The organism is Jejuia spongiicola (assembly GCF_023502325.1).
In the GTDB taxonomy this organism is placed as follows: domain Bacteria; phylum Bacteroidota; class Bacteroidia; order Flavobacteriales; family Flavobacteriaceae; genus Wocania_A; species Wocania_A spongiicola.
In genome coordinates this window covers 99,819-123,967 of the sequence record NZ_JAMFLZ010000006.1, presented here as the reverse complement: position 1 = coordinate 123,967, position 24,149 = coordinate 99,819, and the positions used below count along the sequence as shown (strand labels likewise).

Annotated in this window: 23 protein-coding genes and 1 tRNA gene; 15 read left to right on the top strand and 9 right to left on the bottom strand. The window is 31.4% G+C overall.

From position 1 onward, the window contains the following. Positions 1–9: 9 nt before the first annotated feature. From M3P09_RS14075 to M3P09_RS14060, 4 genes are all read left to right on the top strand, one after another. Positions 10–1,638: a beta-N-acetylhexosaminidase gene (locus tag M3P09_RS14075; protein ID WP_249973622.1), complete on the top strand. Its 1,629-nt coding sequence runs from the start codon at positions 10–12 to the stop codon at positions 1,636–1,638. Positions 1,639–1,649: 11 nt separating this feature from the next. Beyond that, the gene (locus tag M3P09_RS14070; protein ID WP_284041202.1) at positions 1,650–2,792 is read left to right on the top strand and encodes an alpha-hydroxy acid oxidase; all 1,143 of its coding nucleotides are present in this window, start codon (positions 1,650–1,652) and stop codon (positions 2,790–2,792) included. Between the two features lie 242 nt (positions 2,793–3,034). Next, on the top strand, positions 3,035–3,907 hold the full coding sequence (locus tag M3P09_RS14065; RefSeq protein ID WP_099563995.1) for an AraC family transcriptional regulator: 873 nt from the start codon (positions 3,035–3,037) through the stop codon (positions 3,905–3,907). A 64-nt stretch (positions 3,908–3,971) separates the two neighbouring features. Continuing rightward, complete coding sequence (locus M3P09_RS14060; RefSeq protein ID WP_249973621.1) at positions 3,972–4,607, top strand: sugar-binding protein; 636 nt, start codon at positions 3,972–3,974, stop codon at positions 4,605–4,607. A 1-nt stretch (position 4,608) separates the two neighbouring features. Here M3P09_RS14060 and M3P09_RS14055 read toward each other — a convergent pair whose 3' ends face one another. Next, positions 4,609–5,652 carry a LacI family DNA-binding transcriptional regulator gene (locus M3P09_RS14055; protein ID WP_249973620.1) on the bottom strand — a complete coding sequence of 348 codons (1,044 nt, stop codon included), beginning with the start codon at positions 5,650–5,652 and terminating at the stop codon, positions 4,609–4,611. A 162-nt stretch (positions 5,653–5,814) separates the two neighbouring features. Here M3P09_RS14055 and M3P09_RS14050 point away from each other — a divergent pair, with 162 nt between their 5' ends. The 6 genes from M3P09_RS14050 (at position 5,815) to acs (ending at position 14,176) form a co-directional block, all read left to right on the top strand. Further along, complete coding sequence (locus M3P09_RS14050; RefSeq protein WP_249973619.1) at positions 5,815–6,720, top strand: nucleotidyltransferase family protein; 906 nt, start codon at positions 5,815–5,817, stop codon at positions 6,718–6,720. Further along, positions 6,720–7,790 carry a phosphotransferase enzyme family protein gene (locus tag M3P09_RS14045; protein ID WP_249973618.1) on the top strand — a complete coding sequence of 357 codons (1,071 nt, stop codon included), beginning with the start codon at positions 6,720–6,722 and terminating at the stop codon, positions 7,788–7,790. The genes M3P09_RS14050 and M3P09_RS14045 overlap by 1 nt, the downstream gene beginning before the upstream one ends. A 128-nt stretch (positions 7,791–7,918) precedes the next feature. Next, entirely contained in the window at positions 7,919–9,235 is a 1,317-nt protein-coding gene (locus M3P09_RS14040; protein ID WP_099564000.1) for a sugar MFS transporter, read from the top strand. A 61-nt stretch (positions 9,236–9,296) separates the two neighbouring features. Continuing rightward, positions 9,297–10,274: a Gfo/Idh/MocA family protein gene (locus M3P09_RS14035; RefSeq protein ID WP_249973617.1), complete on the top strand. Its 978-nt coding sequence runs from the start codon at positions 9,297–9,299 to the stop codon at positions 10,272–10,274. A 17-nt stretch (positions 10,275–10,291) separates the two neighbouring features. Then, entirely contained in the window at positions 10,292–12,220 is a 1,929-nt protein-coding gene (gene nagB, locus M3P09_RS14030) for a glucosamine-6-phosphate deaminase (protein ID WP_249973616.1), read from the top strand. 48 nt (positions 12,221–12,268) lie between these two features. Continuing rightward, a complete protein-coding gene (acs, locus tag M3P09_RS14025) occupies positions 12,269–14,176 on the top strand; it encodes an acetate--CoA ligase (protein WP_099564003.1) in 1,908 nt (635 codons plus the stop codon). Between the two features lie 75 nt (positions 14,177–14,251). Here acs and M3P09_RS14020 read toward each other — a convergent pair. Continuing rightward, positions 14,252–14,325, bottom strand: a tRNA-Met gene (locus M3P09_RS14020). Positions 14,326–14,456: 131 nt separating this feature from the next. On the opposite strand from M3P09_RS14020, the gene M3P09_RS14015 reads away from it, so the two are divergent. Both M3P09_RS14015 and M3P09_RS14010 read left to right on the top strand, forming a co-directional pair. Then, complete coding sequence (locus M3P09_RS14015) at positions 14,457–14,849, top strand: START-like domain-containing protein (protein WP_099564004.1); 393 nt, start codon at positions 14,457–14,459, stop codon at positions 14,847–14,849. Between the two features lie 66 nt (positions 14,850–14,915). Beyond that, on the top strand, positions 14,916–15,758 hold the full coding sequence (locus M3P09_RS14010; protein WP_249973615.1) for an aminotransferase class IV: 843 nt from the start codon (positions 14,916–14,918) through the stop codon (positions 15,756–15,758). Here the strand turns inward: M3P09_RS14010 and M3P09_RS14005 are convergent. The 6 genes from M3P09_RS14005 to M3P09_RS13980 form a co-directional block, all read right to left on the bottom strand. Further along, positions 15,755–16,315, bottom strand: a complete 561-nt coding sequence (locus M3P09_RS14005; protein ID WP_099564006.1) for a YqgE/AlgH family protein — start codon at positions 16,313–16,315, stop codon at positions 15,755–15,757. The two genes, M3P09_RS14010 and M3P09_RS14005, sit on opposite strands and share 4 nt — an antisense overlap. Before the next feature lie 123 nt (positions 16,316–16,438). Further along, positions 16,439–16,711 (bottom strand): HU family DNA-binding protein, encoded by a 273-nt coding sequence (locus M3P09_RS14000; protein ID WP_099564007.1) that lies wholly within the window; start codon positions 16,709–16,711, stop codon positions 16,439–16,441. 188 nt (positions 16,712–16,899) lie between these two features. Beyond that, positions 16,900–17,847, bottom strand: a complete 948-nt coding sequence (fmt, locus tag M3P09_RS13995) for a methionyl-tRNA formyltransferase (RefSeq protein WP_249973614.1) — start codon at positions 17,845–17,847, stop codon at positions 16,900–16,902. 37 nt (positions 17,848–17,884) lie between these two features. Continuing rightward, positions 17,885–18,715 carry a hypothetical protein gene (locus M3P09_RS13990; RefSeq protein ID WP_249973613.1) on the bottom strand — a complete coding sequence of 277 codons (831 nt, stop codon included), beginning with the start codon at positions 18,713–18,715 and terminating at the stop codon, positions 17,885–17,887. A 10-nt stretch (positions 18,716–18,725) separates the two neighbouring features. Continuing rightward, entirely contained in the window at positions 18,726–20,630 is a 1,905-nt protein-coding gene (locus tag M3P09_RS13985; protein WP_249973612.1) for a RecQ family ATP-dependent DNA helicase, read from the bottom strand. 4 nt (positions 20,631–20,634) lie between these two features. Next, the gene (locus M3P09_RS13980; protein WP_249973611.1) at positions 20,635–21,189 is read right to left on the bottom strand and encodes an AAA family ATPase; all 555 of its coding nucleotides are present in this window, start codon (positions 21,187–21,189) and stop codon (positions 20,635–20,637) included. Positions 21,190–21,278: 89 nt separating this feature from the next. Between M3P09_RS13980 and M3P09_RS13975 the strand changes: the two genes are divergently transcribed. From M3P09_RS13975 to murA, 3 genes are all read left to right on the top strand, one after another. Then, positions 21,279–21,572, top strand: a complete 294-nt coding sequence (locus tag M3P09_RS13975) for a DUF493 domain-containing protein (protein WP_249973610.1) — start codon at positions 21,279–21,281, stop codon at positions 21,570–21,572. A gap of 66 nt (positions 21,573–21,638) precedes the next feature. Further along, positions 21,639–22,283: a DUF4290 domain-containing protein gene (locus M3P09_RS13970; RefSeq protein WP_099564012.1), complete on the top strand. Its 645-nt coding sequence runs from the start codon at positions 21,639–21,641 to the stop codon at positions 22,281–22,283. Positions 22,284–22,291: 8 nt separating this feature from the next. Continuing rightward, positions 22,292–23,605, top strand: a complete 1,314-nt coding sequence (murA, locus tag M3P09_RS13965) for a UDP-N-acetylglucosamine 1-carboxyvinyltransferase (protein WP_099564013.1) — start codon at positions 22,292–22,294, stop codon at positions 23,603–23,605. A 117-nt stretch (positions 23,606–23,722) separates the two neighbouring features. Here the strand turns inward: murA and M3P09_RS13960 are convergent, their stop codons facing one another. Then, positions 23,723–24,082 (bottom strand): SnoaL-like domain-containing protein, encoded by a 360-nt coding sequence (locus M3P09_RS13960; RefSeq protein ID WP_249973609.1) that lies wholly within the window; start codon positions 24,080–24,082, stop codon positions 23,723–23,725. Positions 24,083–24,149 lie beyond the last annotated feature (67 nt).

The following is a 24,149-nucleotide window of genomic DNA, read 5'->3' as shown; positions in this document are numbered from 1 at the left end:
TTAAATTAAATGAGGATTTCAATTATTGCATTTGTTTGTTTATTAACTTTTTCTTGTAACAACAAATACAAAGAGGTTAAAAACACACCTGAGGATTATCAAGTTATTCCTAAACCATCTAAGATGGGTATGTTAACTGGTAAATTTTTAGTAAATGCAAATACAAGGGTTGTTGGCAGTGAGGCTTTAAAAAATGAAGGAGAACTATTAGCTAATATGTTAAGTAGCGCGACTGCAGAATCAATTAGTTTTTCCTCTGAAGGCAAAGGAAATATTACTCTAAAATTAGATGATGCTATTGAAAATGAAGAAGGTTACAAATTAAATGTGGCATTCGATAAGATTGAAATATCTGCTAAAAAAGCAAAAGGGATCTTTTATGGTATTCAAACGTTAAGACAATTAATGCCTGCAAGTATTGAAGCTAAAGATGGTAGTTTAAAAGAATTAACTATACCTGCTGTAAAAATAGAAGATAACCCAAGATTTAAGTACAGAGGAATGCATTTAGATGTAGGTCGTCATCTTTTCCCTGCAGAATTTATAAAAAAATACATCGATTTAATTGCTATGCATAAAATGAATACATTTCATTGGCATTTAACAGAAGATCAAGGATGGCGTATAGAAATAAAAAAATATCCAAGATTAACAGAAATAGGTGCTTGGAGAAAAGAAACATTAGTTGGTCATGGAGCTACTAAAAAGTTAGATAGAAAATATGATGGTAAAAGGTATGGTGGATTTTACACTCAAGAAGAAGTCAAAGATATTGTGGCTTATGCAACTACAAAACATGTTACCGTAATCCCAGAAATTGAACTCCCTGGTCATTCTCTAGCAGCAATCACTGCCTATCCGGAGTTGGGAAATACAGGAGAACAATATGAGGTTGGAACTAGATGGGGAGTTTATGATGAAATTTATGCACCAAGTGAAAAAACATTTGGGTTTTTGGAAGACGTATTAACCGAAGTTATAGAATTGTTCCCTAGCAAATTAATTCATATTGGGGGAGATGAAGCTCCTAAAACTCAATGGAAAAATAGCAAATTTGCCCAAGAAGTTATAAAACGTGAAGGCTTAAAAGATGAGCATGAACTGCAGAGCTATTTTATAAAGAGAATTGAAAAATTCTTAAATTCTAAAGGAAGAAATATTATTGGGTGGGATGAGATATTAGAAGGAGGATTAGCTCCAAATGCAGCAGTAATGTCATGGCGAGGAACAGAAGGAGGTATAGCGGCTGCAAAACAAAAGCATGATGTAGTAATGACGCCCGGGCATTCTGTATATTTTGATCACTATCAAACGGAAGATAAAGATAAAGAACCATTAGCCATTGGAGGGAAAACAACAGTTGCAGATGTGTATGCTTATGAACCAATGCCAGAAGAATTAACTCCTGAAGAAAGGCAATATATTTTAGGCGCTCAAGCTAATGTTTGGACTGAGTATATGAAAACTACAGATCACGTAGAGTATATGATTTTACCAAGAATGTCTGCATTGTCAGAAGTAGTTTGGTCATCAAAGGAAAATAGGAATTGGGAAGACTTTAGCATTAGATTAAACACTTTTAAAGACAGGTTTGATGCTTTAGGCCTTAACTATGCAAAACATACTTTTAAAAAATAAATATTACCACTTTGAGTTTTAATACTAAATATCCTTCTGTTGAAGACCTAAGAAGTCGTGCTAAAAAAAGGATTCCAAAATTTGCTTTCGAGTATTTAGATGGAGGCTGTAATGAAGATGTAAATTTATATAAAAACACAGCTGAAATTAGAGAAGTAGAATTATTACCTCAATACTTAAGTAAGCATACAGCATCAAGTATGAAAACGACCTTGTTTGGTCATGAATACGATGCGCCATTTGGTATGGCGCCAGTTGGCTTACAGGGGCTTATGTGGCCAAATGCACCAGAAATATTAGCCAAAGCAGCTTCTACGCATAATGTTCCATTTATTTTAAGTACTGTAACAACTAGTAGTATTGAGAGGATTGGAGAATTAACAGAAGGCAAAGCATGGTTTCAATTATATCATCCTGCAAAAAATGAGCTTAGAGATGATATCTTACTAAGATGTGAAAAAGCAGGCTATGATACTTTAGTTATTTTATGTGATGTACCCACGTTTGGATTTAGACCCCGAGATATTAGAAATGGCTTAGCAATGCCACCAACTATGTCCATTAAAAATATACTGCAAATTTTAGGAAAACCAAATTGGGCTTTACAAACGTTAAAGCATGGCCAACCAAATTTTGAAACTTTGAAACCATACATGCCAAAAAACCTTGATTTAAAGCAATTGGGTAAATTTATGGATGATACGTTTTCTGGCAGGTTAAACGAGGAAAAGATAAAACCCATTAGAGATATGTGGAAAGGTAAACTTGTACTAAAAGGTGTTGCTAATGAATTAGATGCCGAACGTGCAATAAACCTTGGGTTAGATGGCATTATTGTTTCTAACCATGGAGGTAGACAATTAGATGCAGGAGAGTCTACAATTAAACCATTATCAAGAATTGCTAAAAAGTATGGAGATCAAATAGAGGTGATGATGGATAGCGGCATTCGTTCTGGCCCAGATATAGCAAGGAGTTTAGCCTCTGGCGCAAAATTTACTTTTATGGGTAGGTCATTTATGTATGGCGTAGCAGCGTTAGGGAATAAGGGAGGCGATCACACCATATCGCTTTTAAAAACTCAGTTGCAGCAGGTTATGGAGCAAATTTGTTGTGAGAAAGTTGAGGATTTTAAGAACCATTTAATAGATTAGTGTAATATTCGATAATGAGTAGTGTTTTTAACTGCCTTCTGTATTTAAAAATTCAAAAGTTTAGTAGAAAATAATTGACTCTTTAATTTGAGTTAACTTTTTCATTTAGTGTCATGTAAGTTCTGAAAGGATAAGGGTTGGTTATATTTTTTGTTTTTTGATTGATACTTTTTTTGCTTAAAACTAAATATTTTTATAATTTCAAATCAAATTTTTACAGAATTTATTAATTATAGTTTAGGATGAAATTACATTTATTAGATAGAAGCACTAAGTTAAGTAACACTTCTTTTTTGATAAGAAATAATCGTTATCCTAATTTATTGAAAATATGGCATTATCACCCTGAATTAGAGTTAGTAGTCATACTAAAAAGCTCAGGAACTAGATTTATTGGTGATAATATAGAAAAGTTTAATGAAGGAGAAATTGTTTTAATAGGTAAAAATTTGCCACATATGTGGTTAAATGATAAAGAATATTTTGAAAAAGATTCAAAACTTGAAGCTCAAGCTATTAGTATACATTTTAACGAAAATTTTGCGGGAGATGCCTTTTTTAACCTGCCAGAAATGAGTTCAATTGAAAAATTATTAATAAGAGCACAAAGCGGTATCCGTTTTATTGGCGATCTTAAGTTGGTGATTAATTGGATTAAAGAGCTAGAAACATTAATGAAGTTTGATAAACTCATGAAGTTTTTTCAAATATTAAATTTTTTAGCAAACCATCAAGAGTATAAGTTATTATCAAGTATAGGTTTTGTGAATTCTTTTAAAAAGACAGGAAGAAATAATTTGGTTGATGTTTACGAATACATTATTAAAAACTTTAAAGACAAAATAACTTTAGATGATGTTGCTAGCATTGCTTGTATGAACCCCACAGCTTTTAGTAGAGTTTTTAAGCGAGTAAATAGAAAAACTTTTAGTGAATATTTAAATGAAGTTCGTATAGGGTATGCCTGTAAATTATTAATGGAGGAAAAATATAATATTTCAGAAATATGTTTTGAATCTGGGTTTAATAATATTTCAAACTTTAATAGGCAATTTAAAAAAACGACAAACTATTCTCCTACCCAATATATTAAAACACATTTAAGCGGTAGTTAAGTCGTCTTTTTAGTATTAAAAATGAAGTGACTTATTTAATAATTTATAAAACATTCATAGCATATTGAAAGCATATAAGGTAAACCAAATTGATTATAGAGGATTAATTGTTACAGGGAAAGGGGATGATAAAGCTTGGAAACAAGCTGAGGTTTTGACTAATTTCATTTCGCCATGGGATGAAGAAGAAATAGATAAGATTGAGTTTAGAGCACTTCACGATTCTGAAGATTTATTCTTTTGTTTTAAAGTTTATGATGATGATGTTTATGTTGACTTAACTGATGATACAGACAATAGTATTAATAATTCTGATCGTGTTGAACTATTTTTTAGATCTGATAAAAATTTGAATCCATATTATTGTTTGGAAATTGATCCTACTCCAAGAATTATGGATTTTATAGCTAGACCAAGTAAACAATTCGATTTTAATTGGAATTGGCCACTAAAAGATATTAATGTTAAATCTTCAAAAGGGAATAATTATTTTACTGTAGAAGGGGCTATAAGTTTTGCTTCATTAACCAAGCTTAGTTTACTAAAAAATGGGAGGATTGAAACAGGAATTTATCGCGCTAAATACAATAAGCAAGTAAACGGAAATTATGAGCCTACTTGGATTACCTGGGTTAACCCAGAAACTGAGCAGCCAAATTTTCACACACCCACTTCTTTTGGTGTTTTAAAATTAATGTAGTTTAATCGTTTGTATACCCATCAAAATTTTCAGAATTAACAATATCTATTGGTAATAATTTTTGCTTTGGAATTTTTTTATCAAAAAGAAAGTATTCTGCAAGCTGAGTTATACAAAGGTAGGACTGATGTTTTGGATTTTGATTAATTAAAAAAGCGATAGCATTATTTTTTAAATATTTTATATTCTCGTCTAATAAATCATAACCAATAATTTTAATGTCTAAATCAGGAAAATCTTGAACAATTTTTGCAACGCTGTATACCTTAGATGTGGTTACAAAAATTCCAGAAACATTGTTAGGATTATTTAATAAATCGTGTAATTTTTCATCTAGATCTGATTGTTGCAAACTGTAAGTTTTTAAATTATAATTACTATTGGACAAGTTTTTTAAATAATTTTTAAAGCCTTTTTCTTTTAACTGCATATGTATTGAGTTATTAAAAACTTCATCTAAATGAATAATTAAGATCTCTTGGTTTTTTGGAGCAATCATTTCCATTAGACTAGCTGCAATACGACCACTTTGTATTAAATCTTGTCCCACATAACTTGTAATCCCATTAAGCTCTAAAGGATCATTAATAGTACTTACAATAACATTCTTAGCATTGTATTTTTTTATAACTTCAATAGATTCTTTATGAAAAACTGGTGTTATTAAAACTGCATCTGGAGACTGTTTTAATACTTCTTCATTCACTTCTAAAAAAGAATGAGTTTCCGCATGATTAAAATAATATGAGTCAATTGTTATTCCAAAAGATTTATACTCATTAATAGCTTCATCTACACCATTTGTACACGGTTGCCAATAAGGATCAATTTCAGGATCAGGTTGAATAACACAAATGTGGTAATTTTTACTATTTTTTAAGCTCCTTGCAATAAGGTTTGGTTGGTAATCTATTTCTTCTAGCAGTTTAGTTACTTTATCCAAAGCCGTTTGCGAAACTTTACCACGTTTGTGGATTACTCTATCTACAGTTCCTTTAGAAACACCAGCTAATTTTGCAATATCTTTTATAGTATATTTCTTCATGTAAGGCAAATATATATATTATACATTAAATCATTTATGTGTTCGAGCACATTTTTTTGTTGAATTCCTTTTTTTTTGATTAATTAATCTGTAAGTTTGCCTGTTTTTCGTTGATAAATAACAGTAATAAAGAGAGTTAAATTAATAGCTATAAAAATTAAAATGGAAAAACCCACACTTGTAATTTTAGCCGCTGGCATGGGAAGCAGATACGGAGGCCTAAAACAAATGGATACTTTTACTCCAGAAGGAGATACTATTATTGATTTTTCAATATACGATGCACTGCAAGCTGGGTTTGGAAAATTTGTATTTATCATTCGTAAAAGTTTTGAAGACGAATTCAAAAAAAATATTGACGGCAAACTAAAAGGAAAAGCAGAAGTTGCATATGTATATCAAGAGCTAGAAAATGTTCCCGATAAATATATAAATCCAGAAAGAGTAAAACCTTGGGGAACCGGTCATGCACTTTTAATGGCAAAAGATGTAGTAAAAGAAAACTTTGCCATTATTAATGGCGATGACTTTTACGGAAAAGAAGCCTTTAATGTCATGGCTAAATCATTACAAACTAAGGATAAAGCATCTCATGAGTTTAATACCATGGCGTATTTATTGAAAAATACTATTTCAGAGCATGGTTATGTATCAAGAGGGGAGTGTCAAGTTGATGAAAATGGTTTTTTAACAGATGTAACAGAACGGACACATATCGAAAGAGTTGATGGTAGATTAATGCGAAAAAATGACGAAGGAAAATTTATTCCAATAGATGAAAATACTATTGTTTCAATGAATTTTTGGGGATTTACACCTAAATGTTTTAACTTCGGAAATCGTTTGTTTGAAGAGTTTTTAGAAGCTAATAAAACAAACTTAAAATCTGAATTTTATATTCCTTCTATTGTCAATGACATATTGAAATCTGGAAAAGCAACTGTTGAAGTCTTAAAGTCAGATGCTAAATGGTTTGGAGTAACATATAAAGAAGACAAAGAAATTGTTCAAAATGCAATTAGAGAATTAAAAACTAAAAATGTTTATCCAAAAAACCTTTGGGATTAATGACACAGGAGCAATTAAAATATAAATTTAACCAATTTAATCATGCTTCAACTTATGTGTCGCATAAAGAATTGGCTTCAGGACATATAAATGACACTTATTTAATAGAAACAAAAGAAGAACCATTTTATATCCTTCAACGCATAAACCACCTGGTTTTTAAAGATGTACCAGGTTTAATTTCTAATAAAGTAAGTGTTAGTAAACATATTCAAAAAAAATTATCACATTTATCTGAAGAAGAACTGAAAAGAAGTGTGCTTACTTTTGTTCAAGCAAAAAGTGGAGAATACTATTATAAAGATGAAGACGGTGATTATTGGAATGTCATGGTTTACATTAGTGATAGTAACACTCATGAAATTGTAAATAATGTGGAAGTTGCATATGAAGGAGGGAAATTAGCTGGAGAATTTTTAAATTTAACTAGCGATTTTAATGCTTCGATTTTAACCGAGGTGATTCCGAAATTTCACGATATGTCATTTCGTTTTTGGCAATTTGATGAAGCTTTAAAAGTAGCTACTAAAGAAAGGCTTGAACAAGCAGGAGAATATATAGACAGGGTTAATGCACTTAAAGAAGAAATGCATATTATCCAAAATTTAAAGGAATCAGGAGATATAAAATTAAGAGTTACTCATAATGATACAAAAATATCTAATGCCCTATTTGACAAAAACAATAAGGGCCTTTGTATGATAGATACTGATACCGTAATGCCTGGAGTAGTACATTACGACTTCGGTGATGCCATAAGAACCATTTGTAATACAGCTGCCGAGGACGAAACTAATTTAGATTTGGTAAACTTTAATGTTGAGTATTATAAAGCCTATAAAAAAGGGTTTTTAGAAAAGGTAGAATCGGCATTATCTCCTTTGGAGATAAAAACATTGCCTTTAGCAGCAAAAACCATGATTTTTATTATGGCTATACGCTTTTTAACAGATTTTTTAAATGGAGATGTATATTATAAAACAAAGTATCCAGAGCACAATTTAGACAGATCAAAAAATCAATTTAAACTTATTGATAGTATGATGGCTCAAATGGATGTAGAAAATTAAAAAAGGAATGAATTAAAGACTATATTATAAATAATAATATTCTAATTTATAAATGTACAGCTTTTATAAAATTGAGATAACTTTTATAGGACATAGTAAAAACTAATTAATAATTAAAACAAAAGATTATGACACAAGTATCCAAAAGAAGTAACGCAGGAGCCATAGCTATTATAGCAGGGTTGTTTGCTATATTCGGTTTTGTAACCTGGATAAATGGAACCCTAATTCCATTTATGAAAACCATAAATGAGCTAACCGAAGCACAATCTTATCTCGTAGCATCTGCATCTTATATTTCTTTTGTGGTCATGGCATTACCTGCATCTTATCTATTAAACAAAATTGGATACAAAAAAGGAATGTCAGTAGGTTTAATTATTATGGCTTTAGGAGCTTTGGTGTTTATTCCAGCAGCAGGGGCACGAACCTATTGGATATTTTTAGTTGCAATTTTTATTCAAGGTTTAGGAATGACCATTTTACAAACAGCTGCAAATCCATATATTACGGTGTTAGGACCTATTGAAAGTGGAGCAAAGCGTATTGCTATTATGGGGATTTCTAATAAATTAGCTGGAATTATTGCAAACATCATATTTGGAGCATTATTGCTAACAGGAATAGATGATGTTAAAGATAAATTAGGAACGGTTTCTGATGCAGAAAAAGGCCAATTATTAGATACAATGGCTGACAGTGTGGTTACACCATATATTGTAATGGCAATTGTACTATTTATTTTTGGGATTTTAATTAGAAAAGCCCCTCTTCCTAATGTTGACGTTGATGAAGAAGATTCAACAGAGGCTAGTAAAACTACAAAAACCAGTATTTTTCAATTCCCACATTTATGGTTAGGCGTATTGACTTTGTTTGTATACGTTGGTGCTGAGGTTATTGCTGGAGATTCTATTATTGCTTATGGTCTGTCTTTAGGTTTTCCTGCAGAATATGCTAAATATTTTACACCATTTACATTAACAGCAATGATTTTTATGTATGCACTAGGGGTATTTTTAATTCCTAAATATCTAAAGCAAGAAACAGCTTTAAAAATGAGTGCTGTTTTAGGTATTATTTTCAGTATATGTATTTTACTTACAACAGGAATTACTTCTGTTCTATTTGTTGCAGCTTTAGGTATTGCTAATGCTTTAGTTTGGCCTGCTGTGTGGCCATTAACACTTAAAGGACTAGGTAAGTTTACTAAGACAGCATCTGCCTTATTAATTATGGCAATAGCTGGTGGGGCCATCATACCTCCTTTATATGGGAAATTAGTAGATGCAAATAAACATGAATTAATAGCTAGCGGAATTGCAGAAGCAGATGCTGCAGCTACAGCAGCAACTGCGAGTTATTGGATTTTAATCCCTTGTTACGCAATTATATTATTCTTTGCTTTATGGGGACATAAAATAAAAGGTTGGTCAAAAAAATAATAAATAAAAAATATCAAAAAAGTCAATTCATTAAATATTAAAATAGGGGGTTGTTAGTATAATGAGTAAGATATATAGGTGGGGGATTATTGGTTGCGGAAAAGTGACTGAACTTAAAAGTGGTCCAGCTTATCAAAAGGTTGAAGGCTTTGAGTTGCATGCTGTAATGCGCCGCAATATTGAAAAAGCCAAAGATTATGCTCGTAGACATAATGTGCCTAGATATTATGGGAATGCTGATGATTTAATTAATGACCCTGAAATTGATGCTGTTTATATAGCAACACCACCAGATTCTCATGGTTATTATGCTTTAAAAGTTGCAAACGCAGGTAAAGTGTGCTGTATTGAAAAACCAATGGCTCCTACTTATAATGAGTGTTTATTAATAAATAGTGCATTTGAAGAAAAGAAAATTCCTTTGTATGTTGCTTACTATAGACGATCACTTCCTAGATTTAAACAGGTTAAATTGTGGCTTGAAGATAATAGAATAGGAAAGGTTAGACATGTAAACTGGCATTTAAGTAAGCCAGCAAACGATATCGATTTATCTAGAGATTACAATTGGCGTACAGATATTAAGATTGCTTACGGCGGATATTTTGATGATTTAGCATCACATGGTATAGATTTGTTTATACAATTATTAGGAAACATTAAAGATGTTAACGGAATAGCTGTAAATCAACAAGGCTTGTATTCGTCTATGGATGCAATTACTGGAAGTTGGATTCATGAATCTGGAGTAATAGGTACAGGGAGTTGGAATTTTGGAACTGAAAAAAGAGAAGATGCTGTCCAGATTTATGGCGAAAAAGGAAAAATAAGTTTTTCAGTTTTTGGTGAAATTCCGCTAGTATTAGAAAGCGGAACTCATAAAGAAAGTTTGCATATCAAAAACCCTGAAAATATTCAACTTTTTCATGTCCAAAACATGAAAAATCATTTATTAGAAAACATTCAGCATCCTTCAACAGGAAAAACAGCATTACATACCACTTGGGTATTAGAAAATATTTTAAAAAACGATAATTAAAATTTAAAACGAGAATAATGTTAAAGAGTAGTATAGACAAGGCAACGGGTTTCGAAAAAAGGTTTGAAAATATTGGTACCGTAGTTTACGAAAATTCAACTACAGCATCAAAAGCAGTTGCTAAAGAAATAGCAGACCTTATAAAAGTAAAGCAATCTCAAAAACAACCTTGTATTTTAGGATTAGCAACAGGTTCTTCTCCAAAAGGTTTGTATGCTGAATTAGTGCGTTTGCATAAAGAGGAAGGTTTAAGTTTTAAAAATGTTATATCATTCAATTTAGATGAATATTACCCAATGGAACCAGACTCTGTAAATAGTTATGTTCGTTTTATGCAAGAGCAACTGTTTAATCATGTAGATATTTTACCAGAAAACTATCATATTCCAGATGGGACATTAGCTAAAGAAGATATTAGATCTTATTGCGACCAATACGAGTCTAAAATTAAAGCATTAGGAGGTTTAGATTTACAAGTTCTTGGTATTGGAGGAAATGGACATATAGGATTTAATGAATCTGGTTCACTACAAAACTCTAAAACACGCTTAGTTGCCTTAGATCATATTACTAGAGTTGCTGCTAGTGGTGATTTTTCAGGATTAGATAATACACCTAGAACAGCGATAACCTTAGGGGTTAAAAAAATAATGGAAGCTAAAAGAGTGATACTCTTGGCTTGGGGAGAAAGAAAATCTAATATTATTAAGGCTTCTGTTGAAGAGGAAGTTACAAGTCGAGTACCAGCATCTTATTTGCAAGAGCATAACAATGCTACTTTTGTTTTAGATCAAGCTGCAGCATCAAAATTAACTAGGATTAATACCCCTTGGTTAGTTGAAAAAGTTGTTTGGACAGACAAGCTCATTAGAAAAGCAGTATTAAGTTTAGCACTTCATTTAAAAAAACCTGTTTTGATGTTGACTGATGCCGATTATATCGAAAATGGTATGAGTGATTTATTAGCAGATTCGGGACCTGCCTACGATATTAACATTAAAATATTCAATAAATTACAAAATACTATTACTGGTTGGCCAGGAGGAAAACCAAATGCTGATGATAGTAAACGACCAGAACGTGCAGAACCTGCAAAAAAACGAGTTATTATTTTTAGTCCACATCCTGATGATGATATTATTAGTATGGGAGGTACATTTAAAAGGTTACATGAGCAAGGACATGAAGTTCATGTAGGTTACCAAACTTCAGGAAATATTGCGGTTGCGGATGATGAAGCATTGCGTTTTGCAAGTTTTGTTTGTGATTACAATGATAAATTTGGAATAGAAAGCACCGAAGCAGATGATATTTATAAAAGAGCAGCAACATTTCTAAAAAACAAGAAATCTAGTGAGATAGATACTCCAGAAGTAAGATATATTAAAGGGTTGATAAGAAAAGGGGAGGCTAGAGCTACATGTCATTTTGTTGGAATTCCAGAAGAACAAATACATTTTATGGAATTACCATTTTATGAAACAGGTACCATTGAGAAAAACCCAGTAGGAGAAGAAGATATTAAGATAACAATGGATCTTATTGAAAAAATAAAACCACATCAAATATATGCAGCAGGAGATTTAGCAGACCCACATGGTACACATAAAGTGTGTTTAGATGCTATTTTTGCAGCAGTAAAAAACCTAAAACCAAAAAAATTCATGAAAGATTGCTGGGTTTGGTTGTACCGAGGTGCTTGGCAAGAATGGGGTATTGATGAGATAGAAATGGCAGTTCCTATGGGACCAGACCAAGTTTTAGAGAAGAGAAAAGGAATTTTTAAGCATCAATCTCAAAAGGATGGAGTTGTATTTCAAGGAGCTGATAGCAGAGAGTTTTGGCAACGTGCAGAAGATAGAAATAGCGAAACTGCTGATTTATATGACAAGCTAGGTCTATCGCATTATGCGGCTATGGAAGCTTTTGTTAGATGGGAGTTTTAGTAGTTGTCGATTTTTTCTATATTATTAAATAAAACATTAAAATAAGCCATGAGTAATTATCACATAAAACATTTAGAAGAATACTATCAAGTTTATAGAAAATCTGTACGCGAACCTGAGAATTTTTGGGAAGAAGTAGCCGAAGAACATTTTATGTGGCAAAAAAAGTGGGATAAAGTATTAAGCTGGGATTTTACAAAACCTGAAGTTAAGTGGTTTGAAGGTGCAGAGCTTAATATTACTGAAAACTGTATTGATAGGCATCTAGCCACACGCGGTAATAAAACGGCTATTTTGTTTGAACCCAATGATCCTTCTGAGGAGGCTGAACATATTACCTATAATCAACTGCATAAGCGCGTTAATAAATTTGCAAACGTATTAAAAGCTCAGGGAGTTGCTAAAGGCGACCGTGTTTGTATCTATTTACCTATGATTCCAGAACTGGCTATTTCTGTTTTAGCATGTGCCAGAATTGGCGCCATCCATTCGGTGGTATTTGCAGGATTTTCTGCTACAGCATTATCAACAAGAATCAATGATAGTGATTGTAAAATGGTAATAACTAGCGACGGGTCTTACCGAGGGTCAAAAACAATTGATTTAAAAGGTATTGTTGATGAAGCTTTAGAAAGCTGCTCAGGAGTAAATACAGTATTAGTAGCAAAACGAATTCATTCGGATATACAAATGAAATCTGGTCGTGATAAATGGTTACAACCGTTATTAGATGAAGCTTCAAACAAATGTGAAATTGAAGTGATGAAAGCAGAAGACCCTTTGTTTATTTTATATACCTCAGGATCTACAGGTCAACCAAAAGGAATGGTACATACCACTGGAGGCTATATGGTTTATACAGCTTATACATTTAAAAATGTATTTCAATATAGAGAAAATGATGTGTATTGGTGCACAGCTGATATAGGTTGGATAACGGGACACAGTTATATTGTTTATGGGCCTTTAGCAAATGGAGCAACAACAGTTATGTTTGAAGGGGTTCCAAGTTATCCAGATTTTGGTCGCTTTTGGGAAATTGTAGATAAGCACCAAGTGAATCAATTTTATACAGCACCAACAGCCATTAGAGCTTTAGCAAAGCAAGGTTTAGAATTGGTAGAAAAATATGATTTATCATCTCTTAAAGTACTAGGCTCTGTTGGAGAACCGATAAATGAAGAAGCTTGGCATTGGTATAACGATAATGTTGGTAAAAAGAAAAGCCCAATAGTAGATACTTGGTGGCAAACAGAAACAGGAGGTATTATGATTACTCCAATTCCTTTTGTAACGCCTACAAAACCTACTTATGCTACTTTGCCATTTATAGGGATTCAACCTGCATTGATGGATGAAAATGGAGAAGAACTAAAAGGAAATCAAGTTGATGGAAGATTATGTATAAAGTTTCCTTGGCCAAGTATGGCAAGAACAATTTGGGGTAACCATAAAAGATATAAAGACACTTATTTTTCAGCTTATAAAGACAAATATTTTACAGGCGATGGGGCTTTACGAGATGAGGTTGGTTATTACAGGATTACGGGTAGAGTAGATGATGTAATTATAGTATCAGGCCACAATTTAGGTACAGCACCGATTGAAGATGCTATAAATGAACACCCTGCAGTTGCAGAATCTGCCATTGTTGGTTTCCCTCATGATGTTAAAGGAAATGCTTTGTATGGCTATGTGATTTTAAAGGACTCAGGAGAAAGTAGAGATCAAACTAATTTACGAAAAGAAATAAATCAAATAATAACCGAACACATTGGCCCTATAGCCAAACTTGATAAAATACAGTTTACAAGTGGACTGCCAAAAACGCGGTCAGGAAAAATTATGAGGCGCATTCTAAGAAAGATTGCTTGTAAAGATACAAGTAACTTAGGAGATACTTCAACATTGTTAAACCCTGAAGTAGTGCAGGATATTATGGATAATGCTTTATAAGGCTGCTTAATAAGTTTGTTACATAATATAATTAAAAGAAAAAACCCAAGACTTTAAATCTTGGGTTTTTCTTTGTAGCGAGAGGGGGGCACGATCCCCCGACCTCCGGGTTATGAATCCGACGCTCTAACCAACTGAGCTACCTCGCCGTAATTTAAGGCTGCAAATATAAAAACAATATTATTGTCAACAAACTTTACTTGCGTAAAATATTATTAAAAAATATTGTAAAACTTATCAATTAATGTATATATTGAGCTTCATAAATTTTACAGCACTTATGGACGATAAAGTTAAATTTGAAATTGAATTTCCAATACACGCATCACCACAATTATTATATCAATATATTTCTACACCCTCAGGTCTATCTGAATGGTTTTCTGATAATGTAAACTCTAGAGGGGAATTATTCACTTTTATTTGGGATGATAGCGAAGAGCAAGCTAAACTGTTAAGCAAGAAAAGTGGAGAGCGTATAAAATTTAGATGGTTAAATGATGAAGAAGATGGTGCCTCTTGTTATTTTGAAATTAGAATTCAAGTAGATGAAATTACTAAAGATGTATCGTTAATGGTAACTGATTTTGCAGATGACGATGAAGTTGAAGAAGCTAAAATGCTTTGGGAAAATCAAATTTCTAGTTTAAAGCAAGTATTAGGCTCTGCTTAATTAAATAATATATAAATCAATTATATTTGTCCCACTCTTAATTTAAATTAGAGTGGGATTATTTTTATGATAAATTTTAATGAACAAATTTTAGAATCTGATTCTAAATTATCTATATATAGCCGTGGATTTAATTATGGCGATGCACTTTTTGAAACCATTAAAACACCTTATGGTAAAGTCCTTTTTTGGGAAGACCATTACTTTAGATTAATGGCTTCAATGCGTATTATGCGTATGGAAATTCCTATGAATTTCACCATGGAGTTTCTTGAAGATCAAATTAAAAAAACATTAGCTGCTAATAAACTAGAACAAGCATCAGCTCGTGTTAAATTATTGGTTCAGAGAAACGAAGGGGGCTTATATTTACCAGATAATAATACGGTTGATTTTATTATAACAGCACAAATTATCCAAGAAGATTTTTATTTGTTTAAAGATGAATTTTATGAAGTCGACTTATTTAAAGACTATTATATTTCACCTACTTTACTATCCACTTTAAAAACAAACAATAAAGCTATCAATGTAGTTGGAAGCATTTATGCAAAAGAAAATAATCTAAATAATTGTTTAGTTTTAAATACAAATAAACATGTAATTGAAGCATTAAATGGAAATGTTTTTGTTTTAAAAGATAATGTGATAAAAACACCTCCAATCATTGATGGTTGTTTAAAGGGTGTTATGAGAAAACAACTTATTGAAATTGTAAAAGCAATTCCTGAATACGAAATAGTAGAAGCGTCTATATCTCCATTTGAGCTTCAAAAAGCAGATGAAATTTTTATAACAAATGTTATTGTTGGAATTCAACCGGTAACAAAATATAGAAAAAAGACTTTTAGTAAGGAAGTTTCTAAAATGTTACTACAAAAATTAAATGTAAAAATAAGATTAAGCTAGTTGTAGTTTGGATTTTCTGGCGCATTAGACCAAATGCTGTATTCACCACCAAATTCTAGCATTTTTTCTTTCCAAAACGACTCGTAATCTTTTTCAATAATGTGTTCTTTATATACATTACTTGTAACTACCCATGAATTTGCTTTTAGTTCTTCATCCAATTGATTGATTTCCCAACCAGAATATCCTAGAAAAAAACGAATATCACTTTCTTTTATAGAGCCATTTGTAATAAGCTCTGCTACTTTACTAAAATCACCTCCCCAATAAATACCCAAAGAAATTTCAATACTTTCAGGTATTAATTGTGGTACTTTATGAATAAAATAGAGATTATCTTGTTCTACAGGCCCACCATTATATACTTTAAAATTAGCTTCAACTTCTGGAACCAAATCGCTAATGGTATATTCTAAAGGTTTATTAAGTATAAAACCTATTGAACCTTCATGTGAGTGATCTGCAAGTAAAACTATAGAGCGGTTAAAAGAAACATCTCCAATTATGGCAGGTTCTGCGATTAACAAATCGCCTTTTCTTGGTTTAGATGTAGTCATTTTTTTGAGGAATTAGTAACTAAATCTAATATTTATTTATCAAAAATGCAACTGTTTGTATATAATCAACAAAAAATGCCTTCAACAATTGAAGGCATTTAAAGAATATATTTGAAGTAAATATTAGTTTACTGCACTTGATAAATCAGATCCAGCTTTAAACTTCACTACGTTTTTAGCTTTGATTTTGATAGTTGCTCCTGTTTGAGGGTTTCTTCCTTCTCTTGCAGCTCTTCTAGAAACTGACCAAGATCCAAATCCTACTAAAGAAACTCTGTTACCTTTTTGTAAAGCTCCTTCAATTTCAATGATTGCGCATTCTAAAGCTTTTTTTGCAGCTGCTTTAGTAATTCCTGCGTGTTCTGCCATTGCGTCGATTAAATCTGTTTTGTTCATAATATAAAATTTAATTATTAATAAATTGGTTAAACATTTTTGTTAAATCCTCTACAAATTTATACGGATTATGCAACCACGCAAGTAATAGCAAGGGAAATACATGCTATTGTTGATAACTTAATACTTTTGTTAATAAAGGACATGTATTTTGTCGATGTTTTTAAAATATGAGTGAGAATAAGGGTTTAGAGCATTTTGGCATTAGCGCTAAATGTATATCCATTTAAAAGCGATTTTACATCCATAGTTCGTTTACCAGGAAGCTTAATTTCTTTTATAATAATGTAACCATTTGGAGTAGCAACCTTTAATTCCTTTTTATTACAAATAACAACTCCTGTATTTAAAGAATGAGACATACTTTCTTTTTCAGCTTTATAAATTTTAATGCTTAATTCTTCACCTCCATTAATTAAAGTACTCCAAGCTGCTGGATAAGGACTTAAACCACGAATTTTATTGTATATATTTATTAAGGAGTCGTTCCAATTAATTTTGCAATTATCTTTATTCAGCTTATAAGCTGTTTTAATATCATTAGAATCAATTTGAGGCCTTGTTTTTACTTTATCTTGTTCAATTAAAGAAACAGTCTTTAAAACTAGTTTGCTTCCAACACTCATTAGTTTATCATGTAAGCTTCCAGCGTTTTCTTCTGAATCGATTTGAATTTCTTCTTGAAGAATCATTTCGCCTGTATCAATTTTTTCATCAATAAAAAATGTTGAGACCCCAGTTTTGGTTTCACCATTAATAATAGCCCAATTAATTGGTGCAGCTCCACGGTAATTTGGTAATAATGACGCATGTAAATTAAACGTACCATATTTAGGCATTTGCCAAACTACTTTTGGTAGCATTCTAAATGCCACTACTATTTGAAGATTAGCTTTTAATGCTTCTAATTCATCTATAAAATCATCGTTTTTTAAATTGGTTGGTTGCAAAATGTTTAAACCAGCAGATTTTGCATATTGCTTTACTGCACTTTCGTTAAGTTTTCTTCCACGTCCTGCAGGCTTGTCTGGGGCTGTAATAACACCAACAATATTATAATTGTTTTCTACTAATGTTTTTAAAGTAGTAACAGCAAAATCTGGTGTACCCATAAAAACAATTTTTAAGTTTCTCATAATTAATTTTGTTTAACTGTTAGATGAACCAAATTGACTAATCCTTCTTTTCTTTTTTAAAATTTGATATTTTTTCCCAGGCTTTTTTAGCCATTATCATTAAATGCTCATTATCAAAACTCCATAGTGATACCTTTTTATTTGAGATAACTATGTGTTGTTTCCAATTTAAATAATCTTTGTATAACATTAAAGTGCATAAATCTGTTGAAGTTATGATGTCTCCGGTTGACTCTAGGTGAGTGTGCATTGTTACAGCATCATCTGTTTTTTCGTTATACTCGATTGGGATTATATTTTTATGTATAGCTTTCTTGTTTTTGAGTTTATTGTTTTTATTAAATGTTAGTAAATAATCATTCCCCAAAACAACAACTCCTGAAATTTGTGGGCCAGTTAAAATAAACACCTTTTTTTCTTTATTTATTATTATTGGGATTGGATTTAGATTAGTGTTTTTATACGTTTTAAATATAGTGTCTTGATTTATTTCTTTTAATGCTACTTGCCTGATTGTAAATAAATCCTTTTCAAGACGGTTTAGCTTTCTTTGGACAGTATCAATTTTAGCTTTCTCGATATTAAAACTTCCATTAAAACTTATTTTTGCTAGTAAATTTGGGTCTTCAGATTTGTCAAAAAAAATACAGTTATGTAAATCACTTTCTGAATAAGATAAATAACCTCCAATGAGCTCTCTTTTTTGAGGAAACTTTTCAAGAAAAATATCGGTTCCATTCCATGATGCTTTTTCAGAATTATACAATAAATATGCTTCTGCTAAAACTTTATCTCTAACTAGTTTGTCTTGACAAAAAGAGTTTTCAATAAAAAAGAATAAACTTAAAATAGATATTAAAACTTTCATAAGTGTTTAATTATAAATGACTTAATTTATATGTGTTTGTTTGTGTAATAGTAATAATGTTATGTTCTAATAACAACTTTAAAACGGTTTTAACGTCTTTTTCTGAACAATTTAAAGTAGTACTAATTATTCTAGATGAAAGGTCACCGTTTTCTAGTAATTCTATAATACGTTTTTTTAATGTATTAATATCTTGAGGTTTATGGTTTTTTTTAGTTTCAGTACAAACAGAACATATACCACAAGGTTTTATGTTTTTCTCACCAAAATAATTAAGTAGCTGCATGCTTTTACAAATCGTATTGTTTTCCACATACTCAAGTATACTTTTAACTTGTTGTTGTTTAAGTTTATTTTGTTGTTCAATAATTGTAGCAATTCGATTAATCGTTTTATCGTCTTCGCGTGGCTGAATAAAAGTGATTTGAGCATCAGTTTTTGCCAAATTTAGAGTGATAATTTGACTGTTCTCTAATTCCTGTAAAACATGAATAAGTTGAGATTCTGTAACCGAAGCCTTATCTACAATACGGTTTAAATCAATTTTTGTAACATGATCAAAAATACCACCATACATTCTAAGTATCGATTTTACTATAATATTGAATTCTTTATGTGTTTCTAGATAATTAAATAAGGCTGAGCTTGAAATAATAAACTGAACCTTTACATTGTTTTTAAACTGCTTAGATAATGTAATAATACTATTTCTATCTAAAAGCAATAAAGCGTTATAGCTTAAAACAGGGCTAAAATTATATGCTTTACAGAATGTATTAAAATCAAAATCATATGTGCTATACATGCCTTCACCATATGAAATTTGAAAATAACTACACAGTTTTCTGTAAACTTGTTTTACAAAGCTTACAGTAGGTAAAACCTTTAAAAACTGATTATTAACCAAAACGGCATCACTATTATTTTTTAAAATAACAGCAAAAGCTTTACTGCCATTTCTGCCAGCACGACCAGCTTCTTGAAAATAACTTTCTATACTTTCTGGTAAATTTAAATGAATAACTGTTTTTACATCTGGTTTATCAATACCCATACCAAACGCATTTGTTGCAACTATAACTTGTTTTTGGTTGTTTAACCAAGCAGACATATTTGTGTTTTTTTCGTCATTTGAAAGACCACCATGATAATGTGTTGCCGTAATTTTTTTTGATGCTAAAAAAGAGGATACTTCTAGCGTCAGTTTTCTGTTTCTAACATAAATAATTGACGACGCTTTATATTTTTTTAAAATGCTCTCAATACGATAATATTTATCGTTTTCATGATATACCATGTACGCTAGATTGGATCTGAAAAACGATTGTTTAAATATTTTAGGTTGAATAAATTCGAGCTCTTTAGCAATATCTTCAATAACTTCTGGTTTTGCCGAAGCTGTTAAAGCGATTACATTTACACTAGGTTGTATTTGACGTAAAGTAGTAATGTTTTTATAAGCAGGTCTAAAATCGCTTCCCCATTGCGAGATACAATGTGCTTCATCAACAGCAATTAAGTTTACATGCATTTGTCTAATACGATCTTGTACTAACTCTTGCTGTAAACGTTCGGGCGAAAGGTATAAAAATTTGTAATTTCCGTAAATACAATTATCTAAAAGCGTATCTAATTCGTTATACGAAATACCACTTGTAATGGCTAAAGCTTTAATACCTTTGTTGCTAAGTTGTTGTACTTGATCTTTCATTAACGCAATTAATGGAGAAATAACAATGCAAATGCCTTTTTTTGCTAAAGCTGGAATTTGAAAGCACAGCGACTTTCCGCCTCCAGTTGGTAATAAAGCAAAAGTGTCTTCACCATCAAGTACGGCATTAATAATAGCTTCTTGGTTGGGTTTAAACTCGGTAAATTTCCAATAACGTTCTAATATGTTTATAGGATGCGTCACCGTTTTAAATATGGTTTATAATATAGTTTGTTCGCTCTTCAATAGTTCCAAAAGGAACTTCAATAATATTATACCCAAATTTTTTATAAGTAATAACCAAGTGGTCATGAATTTTTACAGCTTCTTCAAAAGTTTCAAACCGTTCATTATCTGTTTTGTAAATAGCTTTCCAAGGCGGAAGTAAAAAAACGGTAGAATAGATGTATTCTTTGCAAGCCTTTGTAAATAAGTCTCCATAGTCCTGATTGAAATAATCCATATAGGCTAAAACATCTGGAATACCACGATCAAAAAAGTTTAATTCTTTATTTATAGAATTTGCTTGTTTAAATTGTTCAATGCGCCCATTTAATAATCGTGTATTAAAATCTAAAGGATCATTTGCAAATGCAATGGGGTTAGAAATATGAGAAGAAGGATCTACCTCACCCTTAGCTTCCAAGGTTAATATTCTTATAACTTCTTCAAAACAAAAAAAACCTTTTGTTTTTAAAGCATTAATAACTGAGGTTTTCCCAGTGCCTGCACTACCAGTAATAACAATTTTTTTAGTATCCAAATTGATAATATTTTGACTGTAAAATTCGTGATTTAACTTGTATAAAAAAAATACAAATAAACAGTATCTTTGCGTCTTATTAAATAATTATGAGCACACCTCCAAATTCGGAAGAATTCTACGAAAAATTAAAAACACAATTGCACGAAACGGCTAGTTGGCCTGCAGAATACCTGTATAAGTTTATTGTAAAATCAGATTTAGAAAAAATAGCTAAACTTGAAGCTATTTTTGATAATATGGGAGCAGTAATAACTACTACTGAATCAAAAAACGGAAAATACACAAGTGTATCTATTAACTTACTTATGCGAAATCCTGGTGCAGTAATTGAAAAGTATAAAGAAGTAGCAGAAAAAGTAGAAGGTGTTATAAGCCTTTAGTTTTTTTTTGTATTTTGCGCTAGCATAACAACTACATGCAAAAACTTATAACTCTACACATTTATTTTGATAGACGATTTAGAATACAACACAGAGCGTGAGCATTTAATCATTCCAGAATATGGGCGTCACATGCAAAAAATGATTAATCATGCTAAAACGAGAGAAACAAAGGAAGAACGTAATAAATTAGCTAAAGCTATAATTTCTGTGATGGGAAATATGCAACCTCATTTAAGAGATGTTCCAGATTTTCAACATAAATTATGGGATCAACTTTTTATCATGTCTAATTTCGAATTGGACGCAGATTCTCCTTTTCCTAAACCTTCAAAGGAACTTCTTGAAGAAGGACCGGAGCCTTTAAAATACCCACAGAATCACCCTAAATATCGTTTTTATGGAAACAATATAAAAACCATGATTGATGTTGCAAATACATGGGAAGAAAGTGAACTTAAAAATGCTTTATTATTTACTATTGCTAATCACATGAAAAAGTGTTTTTTAAATTGGAATAAAGATACGGTAGAAGATGCCGTTATTTTTAATCACTTATTTGAGTTGTCAAATGGTAAAATTGATTTACGAAATTCTGAAGAAGATTTATCAGCCTCATCTAGCTTAATGCGTACCAAGACCAAATATAGTAATAACAAAAAGGGGCATCAAAAGAAGAATTCAAATAATCGCCAAAGAAAACGTTATTAAGTTTATTTATGGAAATATTTAAAATTGAAGGCGGTCATCAATTAAAAGGAAGTATACAGCCACAAGGAGCAAAAAATGAAGCGTTACAAATTTTATGCGCCGTTTTATTAACCCCAGAACTTGTTACAATACATAATATACCAGATATAGTAGATGTTAATAAGCTTATTAGTTTATTAAAAAAACTAGGTGTTAAAATAGAAAAACAATCTCAAGGCACTTATACTTTTCAAGCAGATAATCTTAACTTAAAATATTTAGAATCCCCAGAATTTAAAGAAGACGGTAAGGGGCTTCGAGGATCTATAATGATTGTAGGGCCTTTATTAGCTCGTTTTGGGAAAGGTTATATACCTAAACCTGGAGGAGATAAAATTGGAAGACGTCGATTAGATACTCATTTTGAGGGCTTTATTAAACTTGGCGCTAAATTTAGATATAGTAGAGAAGACCATTTCTATGGAGTTGAAGCTGATAAGTTAAAAGGGACTTACATGTTACTTGAAGAAGCTTCAGTTACTGGAACAGCAAATATTGTTATGGCTGCCGTTTTAGCCGAAGGACAGACTACTATATATAATGCTGCTTGCGAACCGTATTTACAGCAATTATGCAAAATGCTTAATAGAATGGGGGCTAAAATTAGCGGTATTGGTTCTAATATGCTGATTATTGACGGTGTAAATAGCTTAGAAGGTACAGAGCATAGAATGCTTCCTGATATGATTGAAATTGGAAGTTGGATTGGTCTAGCGGCTATGACCAAAAGTGAGCTAACAATTACTAATGTAAGTTGGGACGATTTAGGTGTTATTCCAAGCGTATTTAGAAAATTAGGAATTACTGTTGAAAGACAAGGCGATGATATTCATATTCCTGCGCATACTGATGGTTATGAAATACAAAGCTATATTGATGGATCTATTTTAACTATTTCTGACGCTCCTTGGCCTGGATTTACACCAGATTTGTTAAGTATCATATTAGTAGTAGCTACTCAAGCCAGAGGAAGTGTTTTAGTGCACCAAAAAATGTTTGAAAGTCGCTTGTTTTTTGTGGATAAATTGATTGACATGGGAGCAAAAATAATACTTTGCGACCCACATCGTGCTACGGTTATTGGGCACGATTTTAAATCGACTCTAAAAGCTACAACTATGACCTCTCCAGATATTCGTGCTGGAGTTTCATTATTAATCGCTGCGCTTTCTGCTAAAGGAACATCTACAATTATGAATATTGAACAGATTGATAGAGGTTACGAAAATATTGATGAGCGTTTACGTGCTATAGGTGCTCGTATTGAACGTGTTAAAGCTTAAAATAACAAGTTATTATAAAGTAAAAGCTTCAATGTATAGAACATTGAAGCTTTTTAGTTTTTAGTTGGAATGATTAAAAATAACATTATTGATTATTTCAAAGCTTATTTGAAGCAACTACATAGTATAGAAAAATTGCTCGCTAACAATTTTACCATTGTTGACTTCAAATACACAAACTTCTTCCATTTGTTGCCTACCTCGATCTTTAAAAGTAACATCAAAAGCCATTTTACTTGTAAAATGATTACCAGCGACTACAGGATCTGAAATGTCTCCACCATGAAACTCTTGAACATTATCTAACCATTCTTTACTTTTATTCCAAACATTTTGTTTACCAGATACTACTTCTTCTGGATATCCTGGCATTTCTTTACTAACAACATTATCGCCATATAATTGTTCTATGCATTCCATGTTTTTACCTTCTCGACACAATTGCGCCCATTGATTTGCTACGTCTTGAGTATTCATAACTTTTAAAATTTATAATTAAAGTTTAAAGTTAAGTAATTAGTCAATTAATTTATATTAAAGAAAT